Source organism: Marivirga arenosa, from assembly GCF_030503875.2.
In the GTDB taxonomy this organism is placed as follows: domain Bacteria; phylum Bacteroidota; class Bacteroidia; order Cytophagales; family Cyclobacteriaceae; genus Marivirga; species Marivirga arenosa.
Window position 1 is genome coordinate 1,240,748 of sequence record NZ_CP129968.2, and the last position, 23,189, is coordinate 1,263,936.

A 23,189-nucleotide genomic window follows, 5' to 3' on the forward strand; every position below is an offset into this window, starting at 1 on the left:
TCGAAAATAAAATCTGTCCCTTAAGATTTTATTTTCGAGTTTTTCAACCATTCCAAAACCTCTTTAAAATGATCATTTTTAGCATCAGGATGGGTTAGTAAATTAATATGATCATAATCGTGTTGATAGCCTTGCTTTTTGCCAATTACTTTGAAAACAAAGTTCTCTTGATCTCCGATTTCATTTAATAATCGCTTGCAGTCTACCGGATGACCAATTTCAGTATCATTTGAACCTGTTATGGATAAAATAGGGGGAATGTTTTTGCTTTGTAGTGCAGCTGCATAATCAAAACCATCTCGATGATCTTTCCAATCTTTGGAACGAACCCATTTGTTCACTTCCAAGAAATAGTCCTTTGCTTCATCAGCACTTCCTATTTTATATTTTCTAGCTGGTAAATAACCTTTTGTTTTGGCAAGGAATGTGCAAAAGCCAAACCAAATTACGTTTACGATCCACCATTTTTTCAGACTTTTCACTCTTATGTCTCTTTTACTACCAAAGAAGACTAATGATTTAAGATCTTCTAAATCATTTTTTGCTAAATAGGCCATAAGATGAACTCCACCCCAACTATGCGAAATTAAATGATGGGGACCCTGTCCTTTTGTTCTATTAATTTCTTCAATGAAATCAGGTATGTCTTCCTCAAAAGCAGATGCATGACCAAAATTATGGTTGGCACTTGGATGAGGCGTACTTTTTCCTCTTCCTCTGAGATCAGCTACGAAAACATCAAAACCATTTTCTGCTAGAAAAGGAGCCAATCCTTTTCCTGATTTGGAATAGAATATTTTGCCATCCTCTATGCTGCCATGGATTAACAATATAGAGGGGGCATTTTCCTGTTTCCAGAATCTTTTGAGGTGAAGCTTATAGTGCTCTTTGTTAATGAATAGACTTTCTGATTGCATGCCTGAAATTATATAAAAAATAGTAGGCATGCATAATAAATTATGAATTTATTTCTTACACCAGGAACGTTCTTTCCGTCATTGCGAAGGAGGTACGACTAAGGCAATATAATTAAACAAGAGTCAAGATTCCTGATCAAGTCAGGAATGACGCTATGAAAAAGCTTTTTGAGAATTAGCTATTGAAGGGATTGCAAGGCTGCTCTCACAACTACGATTTTTAGTAACTATTTTATTTGATCACTTTAGTAAGTATGATAAATGTAGAACAAGTTTAATTTTCTAAAAGGCTAGTAATTACCATCATTACAAATCCCTTTAGGGTGAAGCAATCTTTAAATCTAAATTTGAGATTGCTTCATTCCTAACAGTGCTGCTCAGAGCAGACAATTATAAACTCTACTTATTCAACTTATTTACCTTATTCATCGGTGGAAATAGCCAATTGCTAATGTGAGGAATAGGGTAACAGTCTAATAATTTAGTATTGACCTCCAGTTCTATTCCTGCATAGTTAAGCGGGTATTGTTTTCGGAAATAGGTAGTTAATCCATCATCTATACCTAAATAAGGATAATTAAATTTTACTCGCCAGATGTCAATGTTTTTTAGAATGTTTTTTTGCCATTTCAGAGCATATTCTGCCTCTAATGTTCTATCCGGATCAAATAAAATCCCAATTTCAGTTTTTCGAACTTCTCCATTCAAAATAGGAGTAAAGCTGTGAATGGAGAGATGGATTACCTTTTCATCTTGCTCAAGATAATGTTCTATTTTCTGAGCTAACTGACTTCTATATGGAATATATAATTCATCTATTAATTGTTGCTGCTCTTGCGAAGTTAATTTTTTGCTGAATTCAGAAAAGAGTTCGTTATGCTCCAAACTTCTATTAAATTCAATTAAAAGGCGACTTATGGTATTCGAAAATAAAGGTTGGCCCGATCTTTTATGTAGATAATTTGCAATTTCTAAAGCACCTTTATCCCAACCTCTATGACTTTTCAATACTTCTTCAGCCCCCTGAAATAAAGGCTCATAATTTGTAGGTATTTCAAAGCCACCATGCTCACAACTGATAATCATTTTACTCATTAGCGTAGTTTGTAAACTTTGTTTTCACTTAAACATTCCACTAATAGCTGATATTCTTTTTTAATATACTCAACCGAAAATGATGTATTTTTTAAGTTGAATAATATTCTTTGAGATAGGTTTCCATACTCCAAAATATATTCAACTACGCTTTTTTGTGCATCACCTAAATCAACTTGTTGGAGTAAATATTTCCATATCTCTTTGATGCTTAAGTCGCCTTTCTTTTCTATACCTAAATAGCGTAAATAATCAGAGTAATGAATAATGCTTTCACCTCCATCTTCCAATGCTAACCTATAAATATCATAAAGATCTAGCTCATCAATAGGATTATACTTCTTGATTTGCGGAATTAAATATTGTAATGACTTACTAATGAATGCAGCGATAGCGATATCTGCTGCTGGGCATTCTTGCAGATCAATAATTCGTATTTCAATTGCATTACGGTCAAATCTGGCAATTGCACCTCTTGAGTTCAACCATTCGTATTGTAAGTTTTTGTCCGGATCAAAAGGAGCTATATGTTTATATATTTTGGTTAGAATTTTCTGCTCATACTCATCCTTACTTTTTACCGATTCGGGAATTACATGCCCTGTTATAGATGGAATTCGTTTTTGGTTCTGCTCATAAAATGCTAATCTATTATCCAATACTTCAGATTTCATACCTTCAAAAATTGGAGATGAAGCTGTTAAAGCTGGAATGATCGCCATTAAATGACGGATAGCTTCATGTAACACATGAAATTCTTCATCATCCGCAAAAGGCAAATTGATATGCATGCTTTGTAAATTTCCCCAGCCATGGCCTTTGCAATCAAATATGCTATTATACTGATTATAAATCTCATTTCTTTCATGAGGCCAAAGCTTAACTTCTTTCAGAGGATCCATTAAAGGATGCATAGCAGTTGGCATTAATACACAATCCACTTCTGCAAGCAAAGCATTTATTTCAACTATGTTTTGATGAAAATCTTCCGCTAATTTCTCTAAGGATTGAACAGGTTTGGTAGTTTTTAATTCTAATACATGCAAAACCAGCTCATTAGACCAGCTAATAGTTCCGTTTTCCAGTTCATCTGTAATATGGCCTAATTTTTTAATGATCACTTGATCAGAAATAGGAGCGGGCATTAAGCTTTTACGATTTACAATCATGTATTCTAACTCAATGCCGAAGCATTCAAATAGGGAGTAGGTTTTGGTTTTATGTATAGTTTCCATTTTATTAAAAATGTCTTTTATTTAGTTGTTCTTGATTTCTATGAATTTTATAGATTTCTGCAGTTTTCTCTTCTTCGGAATGAATTTTCCTTTTTACAAGTAGGTAGTTTGTTTATAGGACTTTCCTAATATAATATTACTCGTTTAGTTTTCTGGATTCGGTTTAAGAATACATCCATCATTTTACTGTATAATTTATCTTTCAATACAGCATCTTCCACCCCTGTGTCGATATTGGGGTTATCATTTATTTCAATCACATAAAATTTATTTCCTTTCTGCTTGATATCCACCCCATAAAGACTGTCACCTATCAAATTGGAAAGTTTTTCGGCCGTTTTAATCAAAGCAGGAGGAGCTAGCTCAACAGGAATAGTTTCTACCTTTCCATATTGTCCATTTTTATTCCAGTTTACAATTTGCCAGTGCTGCTTGCTCATATAATACTTGCAAGCATAAAGTGCTTCACCATTAAATACTCCCACTCGCCAGTCAAAATCGGTTTGCAAAAACTGTTGTCCGACAATCAGGTCAGATTTTTCTAATAAGTCAGCCACTTTCTTTTTGTATTCCTCCATATTTTCGGCTTTGCTTACACCCTGGCTGAAAGCACTATCCGGTTGCTTTAATATGATAGGGAAGCCCAAAATATCAGGGGCAATATTGATGTTTTCTTTATGGATAATGATTGTTTCCGGAGCTTCAATTTGATGCATCTTCAGAAGTTCAGCTAAATAAACTTTGTTGCTACATTTGATGATGCTTTCAGGATCATCTACTACTACCAATCCCTCAGCTTTAGCGCGTTGAGCAAAGCGGAAAGTATGATGATTCACAGCTGTAGTTTCTCTTATGAATAATGCATCATAAGAGGATAAATAGTTATAATCATCTTTAGTAATTAAATTTGCCTGGATGCCTTTTTGAGAAGCTGCTTTAATGAACTTCTGTAGAGTTTTATCCGAACTAGGTGCAGTTTTTTCATGAGGGTCATATAAAATCGCCATTGAATAAGCAGCAGTAGTTCTTTCCGGTACATTAAACTTTTTAGCTTCAAAGTATTTTGCTGCTGCTTCTTCTACAAAAGCCTTATGCTCTTCAGGAATATCTCCCGATGCAATAGGTGAAATGTTTTGTACTGCCCATTTCCCATTACTCATAATAAAATGAGCTCTAATAAATGGAGACTGAAATAAGTTGAATAACTGCATGCTCAAAGCATCATATTTTTTGGATAAGTTTTTACCAAAATATATACTTAATGTAAAACGCTCAGATTTTATGTCTTTCAATGATTTTTGAATGAGTGAGTCTAATTCTGTAGAAAGAATCTTCACCACTGAAATAGACTTCATTTCCTGAATAGTAGCAATGCTAGGAATCGCTTTATGCTTTCTGGCTGCTGCTAATAAAGACACATAATATCCAGCACTTTGATATTTATAATCGCGGCATAGGTTAAATACTCTAGCATTTTTAAGTTTAGAGTAATCTTGATTGGTTAAATATTGTTTGGCAGTAATGACTTCAATATTCTTGATTTCAAAATCCCAATCTTTAAGGTTATTTACAGTTATAATTATTTTCATTTTTGAATAATCAATAGATTTGCATCATAGGTGATTACACCTAATAAAATAGCGCATATTAGATGGTCTATATCCACCAAATAATTTTGTGACTCAAAAGGATTTGCATGCAATGGATCAGCCACAGTAATACTGTTTTGGTCATAGTTGATTCCACTCAATACCACAAAATGCCCAGAAGGATATCCTTTTACATCATCATAGCGAACTGGGTCACCAAATTCTCTTTTTTCATTATAAAGATAGGTGGCACTCAATCCCGTCAAAATCGGAATATCTTGAATGAGATAAGAGTGCAATAAATCCTTATTTAAGGTTTTATAGGTAATCTTACCCCCATTTTCAATAAACTGAATATAGGCTTTTGAAGCCTGCTTAACTTTTGAAGTTTTTTTATATTTAAGTTGTTCTTTTAACTTTTGGACTAAGTCAATGTCTTCATCATGAAACCAACTGGGATCAAAAACTTTTAAATTAAAAGTTATGACCTCAACCTGATACCCCTTTTTTAGCGCATCAATTCCTAACATTACAGCTAATGTTCCGCCACTTTCAAGATATTCAATGGAATCAATTACTTCTTCAAGACTAATAGAGTCATTAAAAAATTGATAAACAGCATGCAAACTTGTGGGCCCGCAAGTACTGTCATTAGGCTGTCTGGAAATGTCCAGACGGAGTGTGTTATTTTTCAATATTTAGTTATAAAAAGTAAGCTAAGAACGCTAGCTTTTATAATTAGTTTCTTTTGTAGGAAATATTTTCAACTTTTCGGGAATAATTTTTTAAAAACTTGATAATCAGTATTTAAGACTCCTATTTTCGGATAAAAATATAAGTCAAATACGCTAAAAAAGTGAATAGAAATAGAATAGCTTCCCATCGATCTAATTTTTTATTTTTCAGAGTAAACATGAAGATGAAAAGCAATATGGAACCACCAATTAATACGTAAAAATCTAGATTCAATTGAGTGTTATAATTTAAGGGCTTCACTATAGAGTTAATCCCTAATATAAAGGTTAAATTAAAGATGTTTGAGCCAATTACATTTCCAATTGCGATATCTGCTCTGTTTCGATAAGCCGCCACAGCACTGGTTGCTAATTCAGGTAAAGAAGTACCCGCAGCCAAAATGGTTAAACCAATCAGTTTTTCACTTAATTCAAAGCTTCGGGCTATATCAACTGCATTATCTACAACTAATTTCCCTCCTAATACCAATCCTGTTATCCCCCCTAAAATCATTAATAAAGTCACCCAATGATTATAAATTTTGGTTTCATCAGGCATGTCTAAAATATGGTTATTATTTTTTACATTATAGAAAACGTAATAAATGAAGCTGACAAAGAGGAGTAATAAAATAAAACCATCGATATAACCTGCGGAATTAAATTCTTGACCGAAAAAGAATTGATCATTTACCAATATGAAGAGCAAGATCACCACTCCCATACTAAAAGGTATTTCTTTCCAAACCGTCTCTGATTGAACGATTAAGGGCCGGATTGTACCGGCAATACCTAAAATCAGGAATAAATTAAAGATGTTGCTCCCGATTAAATTACCAAATACTACATCATCTAATCCCTGAGAACCTGAAACCAAATTCACCACTAATTCGGGCGCAGAAGTTCCCATTGCTACAATAGTTAATCCAATAGCGATTTCAGAGACATTAAATTTTTTTGCGAAGGATGATGCACCGCTGACCATAAAATCAGCTCCTTTTATCAAAAGAATAAATCCTAAAATGATAAAAGCCGTATTTAGAAATAATGCCAAAATGAGGTTTTTACATGTTTACACATCAATATAATATAAGAATCCTTATTGGGAAACTAGAATTATAAATTATTACCAAAATAATTTAATTATTCTTATTTTAGAAAATAATAAAAAGACAATCATAAATCAAAAACTATGGGAAAAGGAGACAGAAAATCTAAAAAAGGAAAAATTTGGAGAGGAACATTTGGTAATACCCGTCCAAGACCAAGCGCTTCTTCTGGTCCGGAAACTGCAACTAAGGAAAAGCCAAAAGCTAAAAAGAAAGCAGAGCCAGCAAAAAAAGCAGCCTCTACTAAGAAAGCTTCAACCGCTAAAAAAGCCACTGCAAAGAAAAAAACTGAAAAATCTGACAAATAATTTTGCTTATATCAGTTTCGCACATACATTTGTGGAAATGCAAAAAAGAAATACAAATATCAATTGGTGGTGGACTTCTAAAATTTAGAAGACAGCACTGGTATATATAAATATTTAAACCTCGCTGTCGCGAGGTTTTTTTTGACCAAAAATTAAAAAAAGATGATTAATAAATTCAATTCAGCATGGTGGTGGCACTTAATAACATCTGAACCCGGATGAACAGATTTGCTATGCTCAATTGAGAAAAAGGCTTATCGGACATCCGGTAAGCCTTTTTTGTTTTTAAGGGTTGAATCCAGAACATAAATTATAAACAGAAAGCTAGTATAAAATTAAAATAAAGTATAAATGAAAATAAAGAAATCACATATCACCCTACCGGCAGACTCCTTTACTCCGGTAGCACTTTATTTACGGTTGAGAGATCAATTTCCGCATACCTTTTTGATGGAGAGTTCTGATTATCATACCAGAAGAAACAGTTTTTCATATATAGGAGTACAATCCGTTGCGGAGGTAAAAGCCAATGAAAATAGCTTTTATACTGAAATTGAAGGAGAGACAAAAACCGAAGAACTTAATAGTAAATTAGAACTGCCTGATAAGCTACAATCTTTTATTAATCAATTTGAAGCAGATGAAATTTTCCCTCAGGAGGATTTTGAAGAAAGTGGTTTCTTTGGCGCTACTGGCTTTGACGGGGTGCAGTATTTTGAGGATATCAACTTTGAAAAGGTAGATAAAGATATTCCATTTCTTCGTTATCATTTTTATCGCTTTGTATTAGTCTTTGATCACTTTAAAGATGAATTGCATGTTTTTGAACATCAGCTTAAAAAAGAATATGATTTTAAATTGAATGACTTAGTTCAGATCATATTAAATCGTTCTGTCCCTCAATTTCAGTTTAAAAAAGTCGGAGAGGAAGAAAGCAATATGACGGATGATGAATTCCTTAGCATTATCAACAAAGGAATTGAGCACGCTCAATTTGGAGATGTATTTCAAATTGTTCTATCCCGTGCTTTTTCTCAATCATTCAAAGGTGATGAATTTACAGTGTATAGAGCTTTACGCTCACTAAACCCATCGCCTTATTTATTTTATTTCGATTATGGAGATTATAAGCTATTTGGCTCTTCACCAGAAGCTCAGGTAGGGGTGAAGTCAGGAAAAGCATATGTGAATCCTATAGCCGGTACTTACCGCAGAAGTGGGGATGATGCAGCAGATGCCAAATTAGCGGATCAGTTACTAAATGATGAAAAGGAAAATGCCGAACACACCATGCTGGTTGATTTAGGGAGAAATGATCTATCTAAAAATGGTGAAAATGTGGAGGTGGAAGTATACAAAGAGATTCAATTTTATTCTCATGTAATCCATTTAGTAAGCAAAGTAACAGCGGATGTTCCTGAAAAATCTGCAGTACAACTATTGGCTGACACCTTCCCAGCAGGTACCTTAAGTGGTGCGCCAAAGTATAAAGCTTTAGAATTAATTAATAAGTATGAACCTACGGGTAGAGGTTTGTACGGGGGTGCTGTAGGTTTAATTGGATTGAACGGAAACCTCAATCATGCCATAGTGATTCGATCTTTTGTGAGTAAGAAGAATAAGTTGAATTATAGAGCAGGAGCAGGAATTGTGGCTTTGTCTGATCCTGAAAGTGAATTACAAGAAGTGCATAATAAGTTATTTGCCTTGAGAAAAGCAATGGATAAGGCTGAGCATTTGTTTGATCAAAATTAATTAAGGTGAAGGATATGAAAATATTATTGTTAGATAATTACGACTCCTTTACTTACAACTTGGTGGAGGTGATTAGAAAGCAAAAGTTGTCTATTGAAATTGATGTAGTCAGAAATGATAAAATTACTTTGGATGAGGTGGCTAAATATGATAAAATTTTATTGTCTCCTGGTCCTAGTGTACCTGAAAATGCAGGTATCATGCTTAATTTAATAAAAGAATATGCACCTACTAAACCTATTTTGGGAATATGCTTAGGTCATCAGGCTATAGGTCAGGTGTTTGGCGGAAAGCTATTAAATATTCAGCCTGTAAAACACGGTATTCAAAATAAAGCAAAACTAGAACAGCATTATTTGTTTGAAGGAATAAATGAAGAAATCAATGTGGGTCGCTACCATTCCTGGGTAATTGATGAAGTTGATTTCCCACAGGATTTAGAGATACTGGGGAGAACAGATGATGGACAAATTATGGCGGCTGCTCATAAAGAATATGATGTATGCGGATTACAATTTCATCCTGAATCTGTCATGACCCCAGAAGGTGGTAAAATACTTAAGAATTGGATATTGAGAGCTTGAAGTTAGATGTATTTGATAAGGTCAGTACCAAGGTCAGACCGTAATTATGGTACCAGAGGTCAGATCATACTTATGTGGTTGATAAGGTCAGTACCAAAGGTCAGACCTTACTTATCTTGTAGATTAGGTCGGTACCAGTGGTCAGACCATATCTATGGTATCAATAGTCAGACCAGACTTAACATTAATATGAAATAAAATAGAGATATAAAAGACGAAAAAATAGTCTTGAATCTTGATTCAAGACTCTAAAAATCTAAATTATGAAAGAATTACTTAATAGATTATCACAATATAATACGCTAAGCAAGGAAGAAGCTAAAGCCATATTTTTAAGAATAGGGCAGGGTGAATTTAATAATTCAGAGTTGGCGGCTTTCATGACTCTTTTTATGATTCGCCCTGTAACGGTAGAAGAATTAAGTGGATTTCGCGATGGCTTGATGGAATTGAGAGTTCCTATTGACTTATCTGCCTATGACGGTATGGACTTATGTGGTACTGGAGGTGATGGTAAAAACACATTTAATATCAGTACACTATCTGCATTTGTAGTAGCAGCTTGTGGTCAAAATGTAGTGAAGCATGGAAATTATGGGGTTTCTTCTAAATGTGGTAGTTCTAATTTATTGGAGCATTTTGGATATGAATTTACCAATGAGCAATCTGTTTTGGAAAAACAATTAGAAGGAAGTGGTATTTGCTTTTTGCATGCCCCGAAATTTCACCCCGCTATGCGATTTGTAGGACCAATCAGAAAAGAACTAGGAGTCAAGACCTTCTTCAATATGTTGGGGCCTTTGGTAAATCCAGCCAGACCCAAAAAACAGTTAGCAGGTGTTTTCAGTCATGAACTGGCTAGAATTTATTCTTACCTATTCCAGGAAACCGATACTAAATACAGTGTAGTATATGACTTGGAAGGCTATGATGAATGCTCCTTAACCTGTGAAACTAAGGTGTTTTCTTCAGAAGGCGAGCAGTTTGTAAAAGCTGAAGATTTTGGTTTGACTAAAATAAAATCGGAAGAGATTCATGGCGGAGAAACTATTGAAGAAGCTGCAAAAATTTTCACTGATATATTAAAAGGAGAAGGAACGCAAGCACAGCATTCTGTGGTTTATGCCAATAGCGCATTAGCCTTAAAAGCGGCTGGAAAATATGAAAGCTTATCAGAAGCTAAAGAAGCGGCAAAAGAAGCTGTGGAGTCTGGGAAAGCTTACCAAGTATTTAAAAAATTATTAGGGTGAAGCTTGAAGTTTAGGTCAGTACTAAAGGTCAGACCTAAAAGACATTCGTTAAATATTTCCTTGAGTAATTCCTGCGAAGGCAGGAAACTATAAAATTCAGGTCATTAACAGAGGTCAGATCGTATTTAGGTTTAGAATGAAAAAATTAGAAAAAAAGTAGAAATATGAAAGGTTCTAGAATCTAGAATCTAAAATCTTATAAAAATGAACATATTAGAACAAATAGCAGAATATAAAAAGGAAGAGGTTAAAGAGAGACAAAAACTATTTCCAGTAGAATTTTTAAAACAAAAACTCTATTACAAGACAAAGCCTGTCAGTTTGAAATCATACATATTGGATGAAACTAAATCAGGTATCATTGCAGAGATAAAGAGGAAATCACCTTCTGAAGGCGTGATTAATCCAAATATTTCAGTTGAAGAGGTGTCAATTGGGTATATGCAAAGTGGTTCTAGTGCTTTATCTGTTTTAACCGATGAGCCTTCTTTTGGAGGTAGTCTTAAAGATTTAGAAACAGCAAGAAAATACAACTATTGCCCAATCTTGAGAAAGGATTTTATGTTAGATCCTTATCAGGTTTATGAAGCGAAAGCGCACGGAGCGGATGCTATTTTACTAATAGCAGCCATGATTGATAAAACTCAATGTCAGGAGTTAGCATCTTTGGCTCATGAATTAGGAATGGAAGTTTTATTGGAAGTTCACAATCATGCTGAGTTAAATTCTCATTTTGGTAATTATGCTGATTTAGTAGGGATAAACAGCAGAGACTTAAAAAGTTTTAATACGAACCTTGAGGTAGCCAAAGAATTAGCGGATCAACTTCCTGATGACGTTCCTAAAATAGCTGAAAGCGGATTAAAAACTCCGGAGGATGTTTTAAGAATGAAAGTAGCTGGATTTGATGGTTTCTTAATTGGCACCACCTTTATGAAAAGCAGTCAGCCCGCTAAAGCTTGCCAAAGGTTTAGTCAGCAAGTGAAAAATCTAATCACAAATCAAGGAGAAGTAGCATAATATAAATTTTCAACTAAAATCTATAGATATGAAAAAGAAGATTTGCGGAATGAGGGAGGTTCAAAATGTTAAAGATGTACTGGAATATAATCCTGATTATATGGGCTTCATTTTCTATGAAAAGTCAAGTCGCTTTGTAGGTAAAGATCAAATGCAGGAGCTGATCAAATTGAATTTTGGTGAAACAGAAAGAGTAGGGGTGTTTGTGAATGAGTCATTTGATAAAATATTAGAATATGCTGATTTAGGTTTTTTTGATATTGTTCAGCTTCACGGAAAGGAGAGCCCAGAGCAAGTTGAAAAATTGAAAGCAGAAGGTTTAGAAGTGATAAAAGTATTCTCGGTAGGAGATGATTTTGATGGGGCACAATTGAAAGCATATAAAAAAGCCGATTATTATTTGTTTGATACAAAAGGAAAGCTGCCAGGAGGTAACGGAGAAAAGTTTGATTGGTCTGTTTTAAATTCAGCGGCAATTAATAAGCCATTCTTTTTAAGTGGAGGCTTAGATGAAAACGATACTAACATAGATAAAAGTCAGTTTAAAAATTTATATGGACTTGATTTCAACAGTAAACTGGAATTGGAGCCCGGATTTAAGGATGTGATTAAAGTTCAAGAAGTATTGGGTACTTAGGTCAGCACCAAAGGTCTGACCGATAATTGATAGATCAAAGATTATAAAAAGTAAAAATAATTAGAAAAATAAAGAGAGTATCGCTGTACTTGATACCAGATACTCACTACTTAATATTTAAAGTATGGAAATTAAAATAGATGAAAACGGATATTATGGGAAATTTGGCGGGGCATTTATTCCAGAGCTTCTCCATCCTAATATAGAAGAGCTAAAAGCCAATTATCTTAAAATATCCGAAGATGAAGAGTTTCAAAATGAGTTTAAGTCTTTATTAAAGGATTATGTAGGGAGACCCACTCCATTATTTCTGGCTAAAAAGCTATCTGAAAAATACGGGGCAAAAATATATCTTAAAAGAGAGGATTTAAATCATACAGGCGCTCATAAAATTAATAACGCTATTGGGCAGGCACTATTAGCCAAGCGTTTGGGTAAAAAGAAAATCATAGCTGAAACTGGGGCTGGTCAGCATGGGGTGGCTACAGCTACTGCTTGTGCATTATTAGATATGCCTTGTACAGTTTTTATGGGTGAAATTGACATGGAACGTCAGAAGCCCAATGTTGAAAGAATGAAAATTTTAGGGGCTAAAGTGGTACCTGCTACTTCAGGTTCTAAAACACTAAAGGATGCTACAAACGAAGCTATGCGTTTTTGGATCAACAATCCTGATGATACGCATTATATAATAGGTTCAGTAGTGGGGCCTCACCCTTTTCCTGATATGGTAAGTAGATTTCAATCTGTCATTAGTGAGGAGATTATGCACCAACTTCAAGAACAGGAAGGTAAAAACGCCCCTGATTATGTAATAGCCTGTGTTGGAGGAGGAAGTAATGCAGCAGGTGCATTCTACCATTATTTAAATAATGAAAAAGTGAAATTGGTTGCGGTTGAAGCAGCAGGGCATGGAATAGACAGTGGAGAAACTGCCGCAACAACAGCTAAAGGTAGTGAGGGTGTTTTACATGGCTTCAAAACTTTATTAATGCAATCTGAAGACGGACAGGTTACCGAGCCTTATTCTATTTCAGCTGGTTTAGATTATCCAGGTATTGGGCCGCTTCATGCTCATTTATATGAAAGCAAGAGAGGGATTTTTAAATATGTTACAGACAAAGAAGCTATGGACGCTGGTGTAGAATTAAGCAAAATGGAAGGTATTATTCCAGCAGTGGAGACTGCACATGCATTAGCTGCATTAGATCAGTTTAATTTTAATAAGGAGGATGTAGTGGTAATCAATTTATCGGGAAGAGGGGATAAGGATTTACAGACTTATATCAATTTTGGCAACTATTAATTATTACTATTTAGTTTTTGGTAATTAGTTTTTAGTCTTAGGGAGTTACTCCATTATGTAACTGCCATAAACTTAAAACCTAAAACTAATAACCCTGTAAATCAAAAATATTAAAGGAATTGTACAGCACCATGGTCAGACGATAGTCAGACCATAGCTCTTAGATCAGACAATAGTCAGATCGCTTGAAACAAGATCAGACAGTAGTCGAATCGGTTCTAATACTAACTAAAAAATAATGACTAATAGAATAGAAAAAGTTTTTCATCAGAAAGAAAAAGAAAAGCTTACGATTTATTTCACAGCAGGCTATCCGCGCTTAGAGGATACCAATACAATTTTAAAAGCACTGGATGAATCAGATGTTGACATCATTGAAATTGGGATGCCCTATTCAGATCCATTAGCCGATGGTCCTACTATTCAACAAAGTAGCATGACGGCTTTAGCCAATGGAATGAACCTTAATAAACTTTTTGAGCAATTGGCAGAGCTAAGAAAGATAACTCAAAAGCCGGTCTTCATTATGGGTTACTGTAATAATGTATTGAAATATGGGACTGAAAAATTCTGTCAAAAGTGTGCTGAGGTCGGTATTGATGGTTTAATCCTACCTGATATGCCTATGCATGAATTTAAATTACAATTTAAGCCCATTTTCGATCAGTACAATCTTAAAAATGTGTTCTTAGTTACTCCCAAAACCTCTGAAGAGAGAATTAAAGAGGTCGATGAGCAAGAAGGAGGGTTTATTTACATGGTTAGTAGTTCGAGCACCACCGGGGGTTCTTGGGGAGATAGTCCGGAGCGATTAGAATATTTGAAGAGAATTCAAAGCATGAATCTAAAAACACCGCGTATGGTAGGCTTCGGTATTAGCGACCACGCTGCTTTAAAAATGGTGAATCAATTTGCGGATGGAGGTATAATTGGGAGTGCTTTTATTAAAGCATTGAATGCAGATGATCTGGAAGGAAGTATTAAAGGTTTTATTAAAAAGATAAAGCCGTAGCCAAAAAGGTCTCCTAACCCTCAAAGGGTGGAAGTAGCTTGCTTAGGTCAGTACCGTAGATTAGACCTGAAATAAATATGCTCGCTTAGGTCGGCACCAAAGGTCAGACCGGCAAAGAGCTATGAAACAAAATGGATACTTAGGTCAGAACCGCAGGTCAGACCGGTAAAAGTTACCAAATATAATGGAAGCTTAGGTCAGCTCCGAAGGTCAGACCGTTAAATGCAATAACAATTAAAAATATAATAAACCTAAAATCTAGAAGCATCACATTAAATCTTGACTCTAGATTCTGGACTCTAAAATCTTAAAAAAAAATGATATTACAACTAGAAAAAAATATAAGTGGAAATGCTAAGAATGATTTGATTTCTTCATTGGGGCAATTCACTAAATCGGTAAGTGAAGTACAAACTCAGAAAGGATTTTATTTAGTAGCACTTGAAAAAGGCGATATTGATATTCGAGAGATTGGCCATCTAAAAGGTGTAAAAGACGTGCATGTTGTTTCTGATAATTATCAATTGGTTTCTCGTAAATGGAAGGTTAATCCTGCTGAGATTCAATTAAGAGATGGAGATGTGATTTCACAAAACCATTTTAATGTGATGGCTGGGCCATGTAGTATTGAAAATGAAGAGCAAGTAGATGCGGTAATCGCTCACTTAGTTGCGAACAATGTCAAAATCATGCGTGGAGGAGTGTATAAGCCTCGATCTTCTCCCTATTCCTTTAGAGGTCTTGGTATGGAGGGTTTAAAGATGTGGTATCAGAAAGCCAAAGATGCTGGCATTAAGATCATAACAGAGGTTATGCAAGTTTCGCAAGTAGAGGAAATGTATGACTATATCGATATTTATCAGGTAGGGGCACGAAATACTCAAAATTTCAACTTGCTGGATGAATTAGGAAAAGTAGATAAACCCGTTATGATTAAAAGAGGGGTAAGTGGCACCATTGAAGAATTACTGTATTCAGCAGAATATGTATTCAGTGGAGGTAACGAAGATCTGATCTTATGCGAAAGGGGTATTAGGACTTTCGAAAATATGACCAGAAATACATTGGATATAAATGCAATTCCAGTATTGAAAGACAGATCTCATTTGCCAGTGGTGGTAGACCCTTCTCATGGAATTGGGATTAGAAAGTATGTTGAATCAGTAGCACTTGCCGGAATTATGGCTGGAGCGGATGGAGTTATTTATGAGCTTCATCCTGATCCTGAAAAAGCGATGAGTGACGGGCAACAATCTTTATATTTTGAAGAAAGTTCTGCATTAATTCATAAAATGAAACAGACTTATACCCTAAGAAATGATATTAATTAGAGTATAAATTTAATTTTTTTAAGCTAAAAGGCAGTCTCCTATAGACTGCCTTTTTTTGTATTGTAGGTATATTAAATTGATAATTACCTATTTGTAGGTATTTTATTTGTGTAAAAGTTTTGAAATATTGCATTTATTCTACAAAAATAGGATAAATTTAATTTATTGAAATTGAACAATTAATATTTGAAAAGTGCAATTAAAAACTAAAAATTTGCGTAAAAATTTAAAATATTTGTTCTTTTGTATAAAAAATTACGTATTATTGTACGAATTCGAATAGAAAATTACATTTTAAACCATTAAAATTAAATTTTTAACACATAACCCGCTTAATATGAAATACTTATTCAAATGTACGATTAAGCTTTCCCTAGTCTTAGCATTTTTGCTGGCTGGCTATGGTCTTAAAGCACAAATCGGATTAGGAGTTAGTGCTGGTACTAACATCAATCAATTAAACTCACCTGGAGTTTATATGGGAGCGAATATTGGAGCTTTTGCATCTTATGATATTCTCTTCTTAAATGCCAGAGCTGGAGTAAGCTACAACCAATTGGGGGGAGCAAGACCAAATTATTTTGATCAACCACCGGGACTCAATGTTGTAACTGAGTATGTTGATAGACAAGTTATATTTCACAATATAGAGGTGCCAATCTATGTTAATATCTATTTTCCTGGTATGGAAGAAGCAGAAATTAAGCCAAGATTAACCGTTGGTTTTGCTTATGGATTTAATATGTCGGCTATTGAAAGAAGAGATTTGAGACAAACCTTCGGTAACCCTGTTACAGGAGTAGATACTTACGCAGTTTTTTCTGACGACAAAGAAAATGTGAGAGGTGATTATGTTAATCATCACTTTGATTTTCTAGGTGGATTTGGCGTTGACTTCAATTTAGAAGAAGATAGAAAAGGATACCTTGAAGTAATATATCGTCAGGGATTAAATCAAATGAATAATGTTGGTTTTGGAAGAATAGGAAATGTGGGAGATGTGTACACCAACAGCATTATGTTAAATTTCGGAATGACAATCTTTAATTTATAATTTTTAACCTTAATACAAACAATAATTAAATTTTAACTTAAATCAATAATCATGAAAATCAACAATTTACTTAAAATGTGCTTAGGGATGTTGGCGATGACAGTCATCATTTCATCCTGTGCAGATGAATTTACTGAAGAGGATTTATTGCAAGCGCAATATGACCTTCAGCAACAACAACAAAACGCGGCTAATGCCAGACAAGATTCTATTGATAATGCAGAAAGACAAAATAACATTGATGCATTAAACGATGCTGGAGAACTTGTAAGTTTGCAATTGACAATTGTAGACCTAGACGGTACTCCAGTTGAGGGTGCAGATGTTAGTTTGAGAGCTGCTGCAGGTGGTGATGCAGATGAACAAACTGCTACTTCTGCTGCTAATGGTACTGTTTACTTTGATAGAGTTGCTATCGGTGGTAATACAATTAATATCTCTGGTGCAGGTATTACGCCGGCTACCTTACAAGCAGATTTTGGTTCTATACAGCAAGGTGTGCATTATGAAATAATTGACGGTATTGTTATTCCAACTCCTGTAACTGAATCTGCAGTAATCACCGTAATTTCATCAAATGCTGCAACTGCAACTGTTAGTGGAACTGTTAATATTGAGACAGATGTAACAAACACTACACCTGAAGTACCTCAAGATTTAACTATTAGAGCTAATTTTACCAATAATTTATCTAGAAATGCTTCATTTTCTTTGAATTATTTCTTTTCAAACAGCGGTAATGAGTTTAATGTAGGTGAGTCTGCAGTTGATAACACAACAGGTGATTATGAACTAATTGTACCTGCAAATATTAATTTCACTATGACTGTTCCAGATTTAACCTTAGATCAAACAATCGCAATAGATAGAGAAAATGGCGTATTACTTGATAGACCTGAATATAGAACTGTTGAGGCAAATTTTGGTCCTAATTCAGGTTCTGACAATATCAGAGCAATTAACGGTGCAATCGTTGTTTTTGATGAGCCAAACGGTGGAGGTAGTGGTTTTGTGATTGATTCATGGGCAAGAGTGCCAAGAGATTTTGGATTTACTGCAATTGGAAATAATACTACTAAAACTGATGGCGGTTCTTTTGTGTACCAATTTACTTCTTTAGGTTCTGGTTATGTTGAATCTCCTTTAGTAACTATCACAGATCCAAATGCTGGAGCAGAAAACCTTTATGCTGAAGCGCATTTAGATTTTGCTATTAATGGTTTAACATTATCTCAGGCAGGATCTGGTTTCCCTGCTGATACTGATATTGATTTTGATTTCCGTTATGACTCTCCGTTTTATGATGCTACTGAAGATGACGTAGATACTACGGAAAATATTTTTGTTGCTGGAAGCATTTTGTCTGTTAGAACAAATGCAGCGGGTGCAATAACAGCTGATTCAGTTGCTGCAGCTTTAGCACAAGCTATAGAAGATGAAGATAATTGGTTTGATCAAGATGATTTAAACTTCATTAATAATGCAGCTGTTAATTTAAGATTACAAACTGGTGGAGCAGTGCCTACTGCTAATGATGCGATTTTAGACATAACATCGATGAAGTCAAGAATTAGAGCTATGGCTTTTCAAGGAGATAATTTAACGAATCCTTCTTTTACGTTCTCAGGTGGAGGCGCTACAGCTCAAGCTGTTATAGATATTTCAGCATTCGAAACTAGATGGACATTTGCTTTAAATAATGACAATGTAGAGCCTTATAGTTCTGTTCCAGGAATTAGTTTTGATTATTTTAATGCAAATATTAATCCTCAGGAATTTAATAGTACTCAAGTTAGAGTATTAGATTTAGAAGGTAATTTCCAGACTACTGCAAGTATTCAAAGTAGATTAGAAGTAGATGCTGATGGCGATATAGTATATCAAGATGCTGTAGAAAATAATGAAACTAACTTCTTTGCAGCAAATATGCCAAGTGCTGTTATTGTGAATCCACAAGCAGGAGTAGCTCCTACTGGTACTGTTGCCATAAATAATAATGGTGAGGTTACTGGAGTGAACATCTCTAATTTTGGTACCTCTACAAATGGTTCCAACACTGGATATACTGAAAAATTTGGTGCGATGATAATGGTAGCTGCCGAAGGTGCTCCTGGCTCAGGTGCTGAAATTGTTTTAGGAAATGGTATATTTAACGCAGATGGAACTTATCAATGGTTTGGTGGAAGAACAATCACTGAAAACGGAACTGGATATTTACAAGATCTAAACCAACAAAATGCGGGTAATGGTCAGCAAGGATTCTTTGTTTCTAGTGGTAATATTAATAGTACAAGAAACTTGAACGAAGGTCAAAACTTTGTTCTAGATATAAATTACGGTACTGGTAATAAAGTTGGAAACTTCTGATAGTTAGACCATTTTTAAAATACTAAACCGATCCGGATTCCGGATCGGTTTTTTTATGTCTAAATATTTGGTTGAACATAAAATGTAATAACACTTAAATATTTAGTTTTTAATTTTTGTTCTTACCTTTTGTATATATACTTTAGTGCTTTGTTTTTAAAATGAATCACTATATGAAAAAACTTTACTTATTATCAACCTTAATCTTCTATAGCTTTTTTGGCTATTCTCAAACAGATTGTGCTTCTGCTGTTACCATTGCCGAAAATACTGAATATATCAAAACCTTGGTGCCATTTGAATATCAATGGTATAAATTTACTATTCCCAGAGATGGTAAATTGCAAATAGAATATTCTAATTCCGATAATGCACAAATTGAACTTTTATCTGGTAGTTGTGGAAGCTTAACTGATCTAGGCGGTGGACTTGGTCTGATTTCTTATTTGGAAGCTGCTGAAGGAGAAGAAGTTTATTTAAGGCTTTCTACTTTTGAATTGTCTAATCAAGACATAACTTTCAGTTTAGAAGTAAATGATATTGTTGAAGGAGATTCTTGTGACGACCCGATTACCGCTGTTAAAGACACCGAAGGTGTTAATACAATCCCTCCTACTCTTAATCAATTTATTTGGTTCCAATTCCAAATGCCAGCTGAAGAAAAGATACTAACTATTTCTAATCCTTTAAATTCTAGAATTGAAGTCTATGGTGAAAATTGTACCGAATTTAGAGCTTCCAATTTCTTCAACCAAAATGATGATTTGGTCACTCAGAATCCAAGACCCAATGAGGTCATAAATATAAAGTTCACTTTAGACGGAACAGGGGATGTTGATTGGAACCTTTCGTTAGATGATTTTGCTGCGGGTGAAAAATGCGATTTAGCAGAGATTGCAACTGACGGAATCAATTCAGTTCCCTCTTCAAATGCTCCATTTTTCTGGTTTTCCTATACCATACCAGCTGAGGGAGGGAGATTGGAAGTTACTAGTTCTGTTGATAATAATGTTCATGTTTATAGGAATGCCTGTGATGCTCTTGAATTTTTAGGATCAGGCAATGGAAATATCTTTTTGAGTTCTTTAGATCCTGAAGAACAAGTGTTGATTCGTTGGAATTTGTCAGACGGAAATAATTTTGATTGGAATATTGCTACTCAAGCATTTTTAGAGGGCGATATTTGTTCCAATGCCAAAGTGGCAATTGAAGGCCAAAATATCCTTACAGAAGACAATTATGCGGACTATTGGTATTCTTTTGAAATCTTGAATAATAATGCCACTGTTTCAATATCTCCAAATAGTTCTTTTTTTACTTACGAAATATATAAGGGAAGCTGTGGAGATTTTACCAAATTATTAGATGGTTTTGGCAATGAAGAAGTTACTAATCTTTCTGCTAATGATGAAATCTTTATAAAATGGAATATTAGAGGGACTAAATCCTTGGATTTTGATTTAGATTACTCTTACGAGAAGCAAGACCAAGAAATAATTTTTAACAATTTAGACAGCAAGACTTTCGGAGATGCTAATTTTGATTTGACTGCATCAGCATCCTCTGATTTAGATGTGGGATACTCTAGCTCAAATACTGCTGTGGCCACGGTAATTGGTTCTACCGTAACGATTGTCGGAGCTGGTACTACAACCATTACTGCTTCCCAAGATGGGAATACTGAATTTAATGCTGCAGAACCTGTAGAACAAATCTTAACCGTAAATAAGGCAGATCAAACTATTACATTAGATCCGATTACAAATAAGTTAGTTTCAGACGCTGATTTTGAAATCAATGGATCTTCAACAAGCGGGTTAAACCTTAGTTATTCTGTAACAGGACCTGCTACCGTATCTGGCAACTTTATAAGTTTTACATGGGAAACAGGAACTGTCGTAGTAACTGCTTCTCAAGCAGGTAACGATAATTATAATGCAGCTCAGGATGTAACTCAGGAGTTTTTAGTTACTGATCCAAATAAGACAAACCAAACTATTACCTTTGATGCTTTGCCCGCAGTAAGCTTTGGGGGTGCTAATTTTGATTTAAGTGGCTCAGCTTCATCGGGCCGAGCGCTTACGTATGAAAGTAGTAATCCAAATGTAGCCACAATAAGTGGATCTACAGTTACTGTAGTTGGGGCAGGAACTGCAACCATAACTGCTAGTCAAGAAGGAGATGGAACTTATAATCCAGCTTCTCCAGTTAGTCAGGAATTAGTAGTTAATAAGGCGAATCAGACCATATCAATTACAGCTATTTCAGATAAAGAAGTAACAGCTGCTGATTTTGATGTTACGGCTAGCACAGCAAGTGGTTTAGCCTTAATCTATGAGGTTTCAGGGCCTGCGTCAATTTCAGGCAACACTATTACATTAGAGGGAACTGTAGGCACCGTAACCGTAACAGTTTCTCAGTCTGGAAATGCTAATTATAATTCAGCTTCAGCACAAGTTAGTTTTGAGGTTATTAATTCAAGAAGCGACCAAACCATCAGCATTACTTCAATACCAGATAAATTCACAACGGATTCTTCTTTTGATGTTGAGGCGAGTACGACTAGTGAATTAGATTTAACTTATGAAGTGAGTGGGCCTGCCACAATCGAGGGTACAAGCATTACATTAGATGGGACTGTGGGGACTGTTGAAGTTACGGTAAGTCAAGCCGGAAATGATGACTTTAATCCAGCTACCGAATCAGTAAGCTTTGATGTTACAGAAGATCCTTGTTTAGATTTTACTGTTACAGCGACAGTAACAAATTCAGTGTGTGCAGGAGATGACCAGGGAATTATTGTTATTGATCCTACAGCTGGAACCGCCCCATTTAGCTATAGTTTAAATGAAGCTGATGCAGTTCGGGAAAATATCTTCACAACTTTAGCTCCAGGTGAATATTCTGTAGTGGTAACCGATGCTAATGGATGTACTGCAACAGCAACCGCTACCATCACGAGCCCTGATCCACTAGAAATTACTGCAGAGGTAGTGAATAGCAATAGTATATTAGGTAATGGAAGTATTAGTTTGAGTGTGACGGGTGGTACAGGTGAATATACTTATAGCTGGAGTAATGATGCTACTACCGCATCCATTGAAGAATTAGAAGTGGGAGAATATTCAGTTACAGTTACAGATGAAAATGGTTGTAATATTGAAAAGAGCTTTACAATTGGTGGAGTCACGGCAAATGCTGAAACTTTATCGAAAGCTATTAGCATTTTCCCAAATCCTGCAAAGGATATCATACAAATCGAGTATGATGAAGAAGTTAAGTTGATACAATTGTATGATGTGAGAGGTAAAATTCTAAATGAGATGAACCTTGATGGATCGAAAAGTGAAATCAATGTAAGTCAACTACCAGCAGGCTTGTATTTCATCAAAATGGATGGAGATAACCAGCTTTACAGATTTATTAAAGAATAAAAGATATTAGAAATGAAAATACTATTTAAATATATAAGCTTAATGATGATGGCGGCCATCATGATGTTCTCATGTAACCCAGATGATGCATCAGAAATAGACGAAGAAACGGCAAATGCTGTAATTGAGGCTTTGCAGGGAACATGGACGGCTAGCGAAATAAGAAAAGACCAGGCTGTGATTTCTGACTTTGAAAACTTCAGTATCACTATTACTGACAAGAGCTACAGCACTGAAAATGGTAGCCCAGTATGGCCTCAAAGTGGAACTTTTGAGGTACAGAACACAGAAGTGGAGGATGAGTTTATAAGAGAAGACGGTAGATTATTTACTGCGAATGTTAATAATGGAATATTAACTGTAGTAATTGTGTATCAAGAGGAGACAGGAAGAGGAGAGTATGGTACCTATGAATTCGTGATGAATTAAAATTATATCATTATTTTTTCTAA

General features: G+C 35.0%; 19 protein-coding genes. 13 read left to right on the forward strand and 6 right to left on the reverse strand.

Features of this window, described 5'->3' with window-relative positions; all coding sequences use genetic code 11:
* Nucleotides 1–20: 20 nt before the first annotated feature.
* From QYS47_RS05475 to QYS47_RS05500, 6 genes are all read right to left on the reverse strand, one after another.
* Nucleotides 21–947 (reverse strand): alpha/beta hydrolase family protein, encoded by a 927-nt coding sequence (locus QYS47_RS05475; protein WP_322347971.1) that lies wholly within the window; start codon nucleotides 945–947, stop codon nucleotides 21–23.
* A 369-nt stretch (nucleotides 948–1,316) separates the two neighbouring features.
* Nucleotides 1,317–2,012, reverse strand: coding sequence for an N-formylglutamate amidohydrolase (locus tag QYS47_RS05480; protein ID WP_302127432.1), 696 nt, complete (start codon nucleotides 2,010–2,012; stop codon nucleotides 1,317–1,319).
* On the reverse strand, nucleotides 2,012–3,247 hold the full coding sequence (locus QYS47_RS05485) for a carboxylate-amine ligase (RefSeq protein WP_322347972.1): 1,236 nt from the start codon (nucleotides 3,245–3,247) through the stop codon (nucleotides 2,012–2,014). Before QYS47_RS05485 ends, QYS47_RS05480 begins: the two co-directional genes overlap by 1 nt.
* A 125-nt stretch (nucleotides 3,248–3,372) precedes the next feature.
* Entirely contained in the window at nucleotides 3,373–4,836 is a 1,464-nt protein-coding gene (locus QYS47_RS05490; protein WP_322347973.1) for a RimK family protein, read from the reverse strand.
* Entirely contained in the window at nucleotides 4,833–5,531 is a 699-nt protein-coding gene (locus tag QYS47_RS05495) for a C39 family peptidase (RefSeq protein ID WP_322347974.1), read from the reverse strand. The genes QYS47_RS05490 and QYS47_RS05495 overlap by 4 nt, the downstream gene beginning before the upstream one ends.
* A gap of 121 nt (nucleotides 5,532–5,652) precedes the next feature.
* On the reverse strand, nucleotides 5,653–6,624 hold the full coding sequence (locus QYS47_RS05500) for a calcium/sodium antiporter (RefSeq protein ID WP_322347975.1): 972 nt from the start codon (nucleotides 6,622–6,624) through the stop codon (nucleotides 5,653–5,655).
* A 138-nt stretch (nucleotides 6,625–6,762) separates the two neighbouring features.
* On the opposite strand from QYS47_RS05500, the gene QYS47_RS05505 reads away from it, so the two are divergent.
* The 13 genes from QYS47_RS05505 (at nucleotide 6,763) to QYS47_RS05565 (ending at nucleotide 23,166) form a co-directional block, all read left to right on the forward strand.
* Nucleotides 6,763–6,987: a 30S ribosomal protein THX gene (locus QYS47_RS05505; RefSeq protein WP_322347976.1), complete on the forward strand. Its 225-nt coding sequence runs from the start codon at nucleotides 6,763–6,765 to the stop codon at nucleotides 6,985–6,987.
* A 351-nt stretch (nucleotides 6,988–7,338) separates the two neighbouring features.
* On the forward strand, nucleotides 7,339–8,742 hold the full coding sequence (locus QYS47_RS05510) for an anthranilate synthase component I family protein (RefSeq protein WP_322347977.1): 1,404 nt from the start codon (nucleotides 7,339–7,341) through the stop codon (nucleotides 8,740–8,742).
* A 14-nt stretch (nucleotides 8,743–8,756) separates the two neighbouring features.
* Nucleotides 8,757–9,326: an anthranilate synthase component II gene (locus QYS47_RS05515; RefSeq protein WP_322347978.1), complete on the forward strand. Its 570-nt coding sequence runs from the start codon at nucleotides 8,757–8,759 to the stop codon at nucleotides 9,324–9,326.
* A gap of 263 nt (nucleotides 9,327–9,589) precedes the next feature.
* On the forward strand, nucleotides 9,590–10,576 hold the full coding sequence (gene trpD / locus QYS47_RS05520; RefSeq protein ID WP_322347979.1) for an anthranilate phosphoribosyltransferase: 987 nt from the start codon (nucleotides 9,590–9,592) through the stop codon (nucleotides 10,574–10,576).
* Nucleotides 10,577–10,780: 204 nt separating this feature from the next.
* Nucleotides 10,781–11,596, forward strand: coding sequence for an indole-3-glycerol phosphate synthase TrpC (gene trpC, locus QYS47_RS05525; protein WP_322347980.1), 816 nt, complete (start codon nucleotides 10,781–10,783; stop codon nucleotides 11,594–11,596).
* Nucleotides 11,597–11,624: 28 nt separating this feature from the next.
* Complete coding sequence (locus tag QYS47_RS05530; protein WP_322347981.1) at nucleotides 11,625–12,233, forward strand: phosphoribosylanthranilate isomerase; 609 nt, start codon at nucleotides 11,625–11,627, stop codon at nucleotides 12,231–12,233.
* 124 nt (nucleotides 12,234–12,357) lie between these two features.
* Nucleotides 12,358–13,539 carry a tryptophan synthase subunit beta gene (gene trpB / locus QYS47_RS05535; protein ID WP_322347982.1) on the forward strand — a complete coding sequence of 394 codons (1,182 nt, stop codon included), beginning with the start codon at nucleotides 12,358–12,360 and terminating at the stop codon, nucleotides 13,537–13,539.
* A 238-nt stretch (nucleotides 13,540–13,777) separates the two neighbouring features.
* Nucleotides 13,778–14,551, forward strand: coding sequence for a tryptophan synthase subunit alpha (gene trpA, locus QYS47_RS05540; protein ID WP_322347983.1), 774 nt, complete (start codon nucleotides 13,778–13,780; stop codon nucleotides 14,549–14,551).
* Between the two features lie 317 nt (nucleotides 14,552–14,868).
* Nucleotides 14,869–15,882: a 3-deoxy-7-phosphoheptulonate synthase gene (gene aroF / locus QYS47_RS05545; RefSeq protein ID WP_322347984.1), complete on the forward strand. Its 1,014-nt coding sequence runs from the start codon at nucleotides 14,869–14,871 to the stop codon at nucleotides 15,880–15,882.
* Nucleotides 15,883–16,219: 337 nt separating this feature from the next.
* On the forward strand, nucleotides 16,220–16,936 hold the full coding sequence (locus QYS47_RS05550; RefSeq protein ID WP_322347985.1) for a hypothetical protein: 717 nt from the start codon (nucleotides 16,220–16,222) through the stop codon (nucleotides 16,934–16,936).
* A 51-nt stretch (nucleotides 16,937–16,987) separates the two neighbouring features.
* The gene (locus tag QYS47_RS05555) at nucleotides 16,988–19,303 is read left to right on the forward strand and encodes a carboxypeptidase-like regulatory domain-containing protein (RefSeq protein ID WP_322347986.1); all 2,316 of its coding nucleotides are present in this window, start codon (nucleotides 16,988–16,990) and stop codon (nucleotides 19,301–19,303) included.
* Nucleotides 19,304–19,476: 173 nt separating this feature from the next.
* On the forward strand, nucleotides 19,477–22,737 hold the full coding sequence (locus QYS47_RS05560; protein WP_322347987.1) for a T9SS type A sorting domain-containing protein: 3,261 nt from the start codon (nucleotides 19,477–19,479) through the stop codon (nucleotides 22,735–22,737).
* 12 nt (nucleotides 22,738–22,749) lie between these two features.
* The gene (locus tag QYS47_RS05565) at nucleotides 22,750–23,166 is read left to right on the forward strand and encodes a hypothetical protein (RefSeq protein WP_302127407.1); all 417 of its coding nucleotides are present in this window, start codon (nucleotides 22,750–22,752) and stop codon (nucleotides 23,164–23,166) included.
* Nucleotides 23,167–23,189: the final 23 nt, after the last annotated feature.

Bases quoted from the DNA above. Each gene is read 5' to 3' on its own strand.
- trpB (WP_322347982.1), top strand. From the start codon at position 12,358: ATGGAAATTAAAATAGATGAAAACGGATATTATGGGAAATTTGGCGGG.
- QYS47_RS05490 (WP_322347973.1), bottom strand. From the start codon at position 4,836: ATGAAAATAATTATAACTGTAAATAACCTTAAAGATTGGGATTTTGAA.
- trpA (WP_322347983.1), top strand. From the start codon at position 13,778: ATGACTAATAGAATAGAAAAAGTTTTTCATCAGAAAGAAAAAGAAAAG.
- aroF (WP_322347984.1), top strand. From the start codon at position 14,869: ATGATATTACAACTAGAAAAAAATATAAGTGGAAATGCTAAGAATGAT.
- trpD (WP_322347979.1), top strand. From the start codon at position 9,590: ATGAAAGAATTACTTAATAGATTATCACAATATAATACGCTAAGCAAG.
- QYS47_RS05555 (WP_322347986.1), top strand. From the start codon at position 16,988: ATGAAAATCAACAATTTACTTAAAATGTGCTTAGGGATGTTGGCGATG.
- QYS47_RS05505 (WP_322347976.1), top strand. From the start codon at position 6,763: ATGGGAAAAGGAGACAGAAAATCTAAAAAAGGAAAAATTTGGAGAGGA.
- trpC (WP_322347980.1), top strand. From the start codon at position 10,781: ATGAACATATTAGAACAAATAGCAGAATATAAAAAGGAAGAGGTTAAA.
- QYS47_RS05510 (WP_322347977.1), top strand. From the start codon at position 7,339: ATGAAAATAAAGAAATCACATATCACCCTACCGGCAGACTCCTTTACT.
- QYS47_RS05480 (WP_302127432.1), bottom strand. From the start codon at position 2,012: ATGAGTAAAATGATTATCAGTTGTGAGCATGGTGGCTTTGAAATACCT.
- QYS47_RS05485 (WP_322347972.1), bottom strand. From the start codon at position 3,247: ATGGAAACTATACATAAAACCAAAACCTACTCCCTATTTGAATGCTTC.
- QYS47_RS05475 (WP_322347971.1), bottom strand. From the start codon at position 947: ATGCCTACTATTTTTTATATAATTTCAGGCATGCAATCAGAAAGTCTA.
- QYS47_RS05565 (WP_302127407.1), top strand. From the start codon at position 22,750: ATGAAAATACTATTTAAATATATAAGCTTAATGATGATGGCGGCCATC.
- QYS47_RS05530 (WP_322347981.1), top strand. From the start codon at position 11,625: ATGAAAAAGAAGATTTGCGGAATGAGGGAGGTTCAAAATGTTAAAGAT.
- QYS47_RS05515 (WP_322347978.1), top strand. From the start codon at position 8,757: ATGAAAATATTATTGTTAGATAATTACGACTCCTTTACTTACAACTTG.
- QYS47_RS05550 (WP_322347985.1), top strand. From the start codon at position 16,220: ATGAAATACTTATTCAAATGTACGATTAAGCTTTCCCTAGTCTTAGCA.
- QYS47_RS05560 (WP_322347987.1), top strand. From the start codon at position 19,477: ATGAAAAAACTTTACTTATTATCAACCTTAATCTTCTATAGCTTTTTT.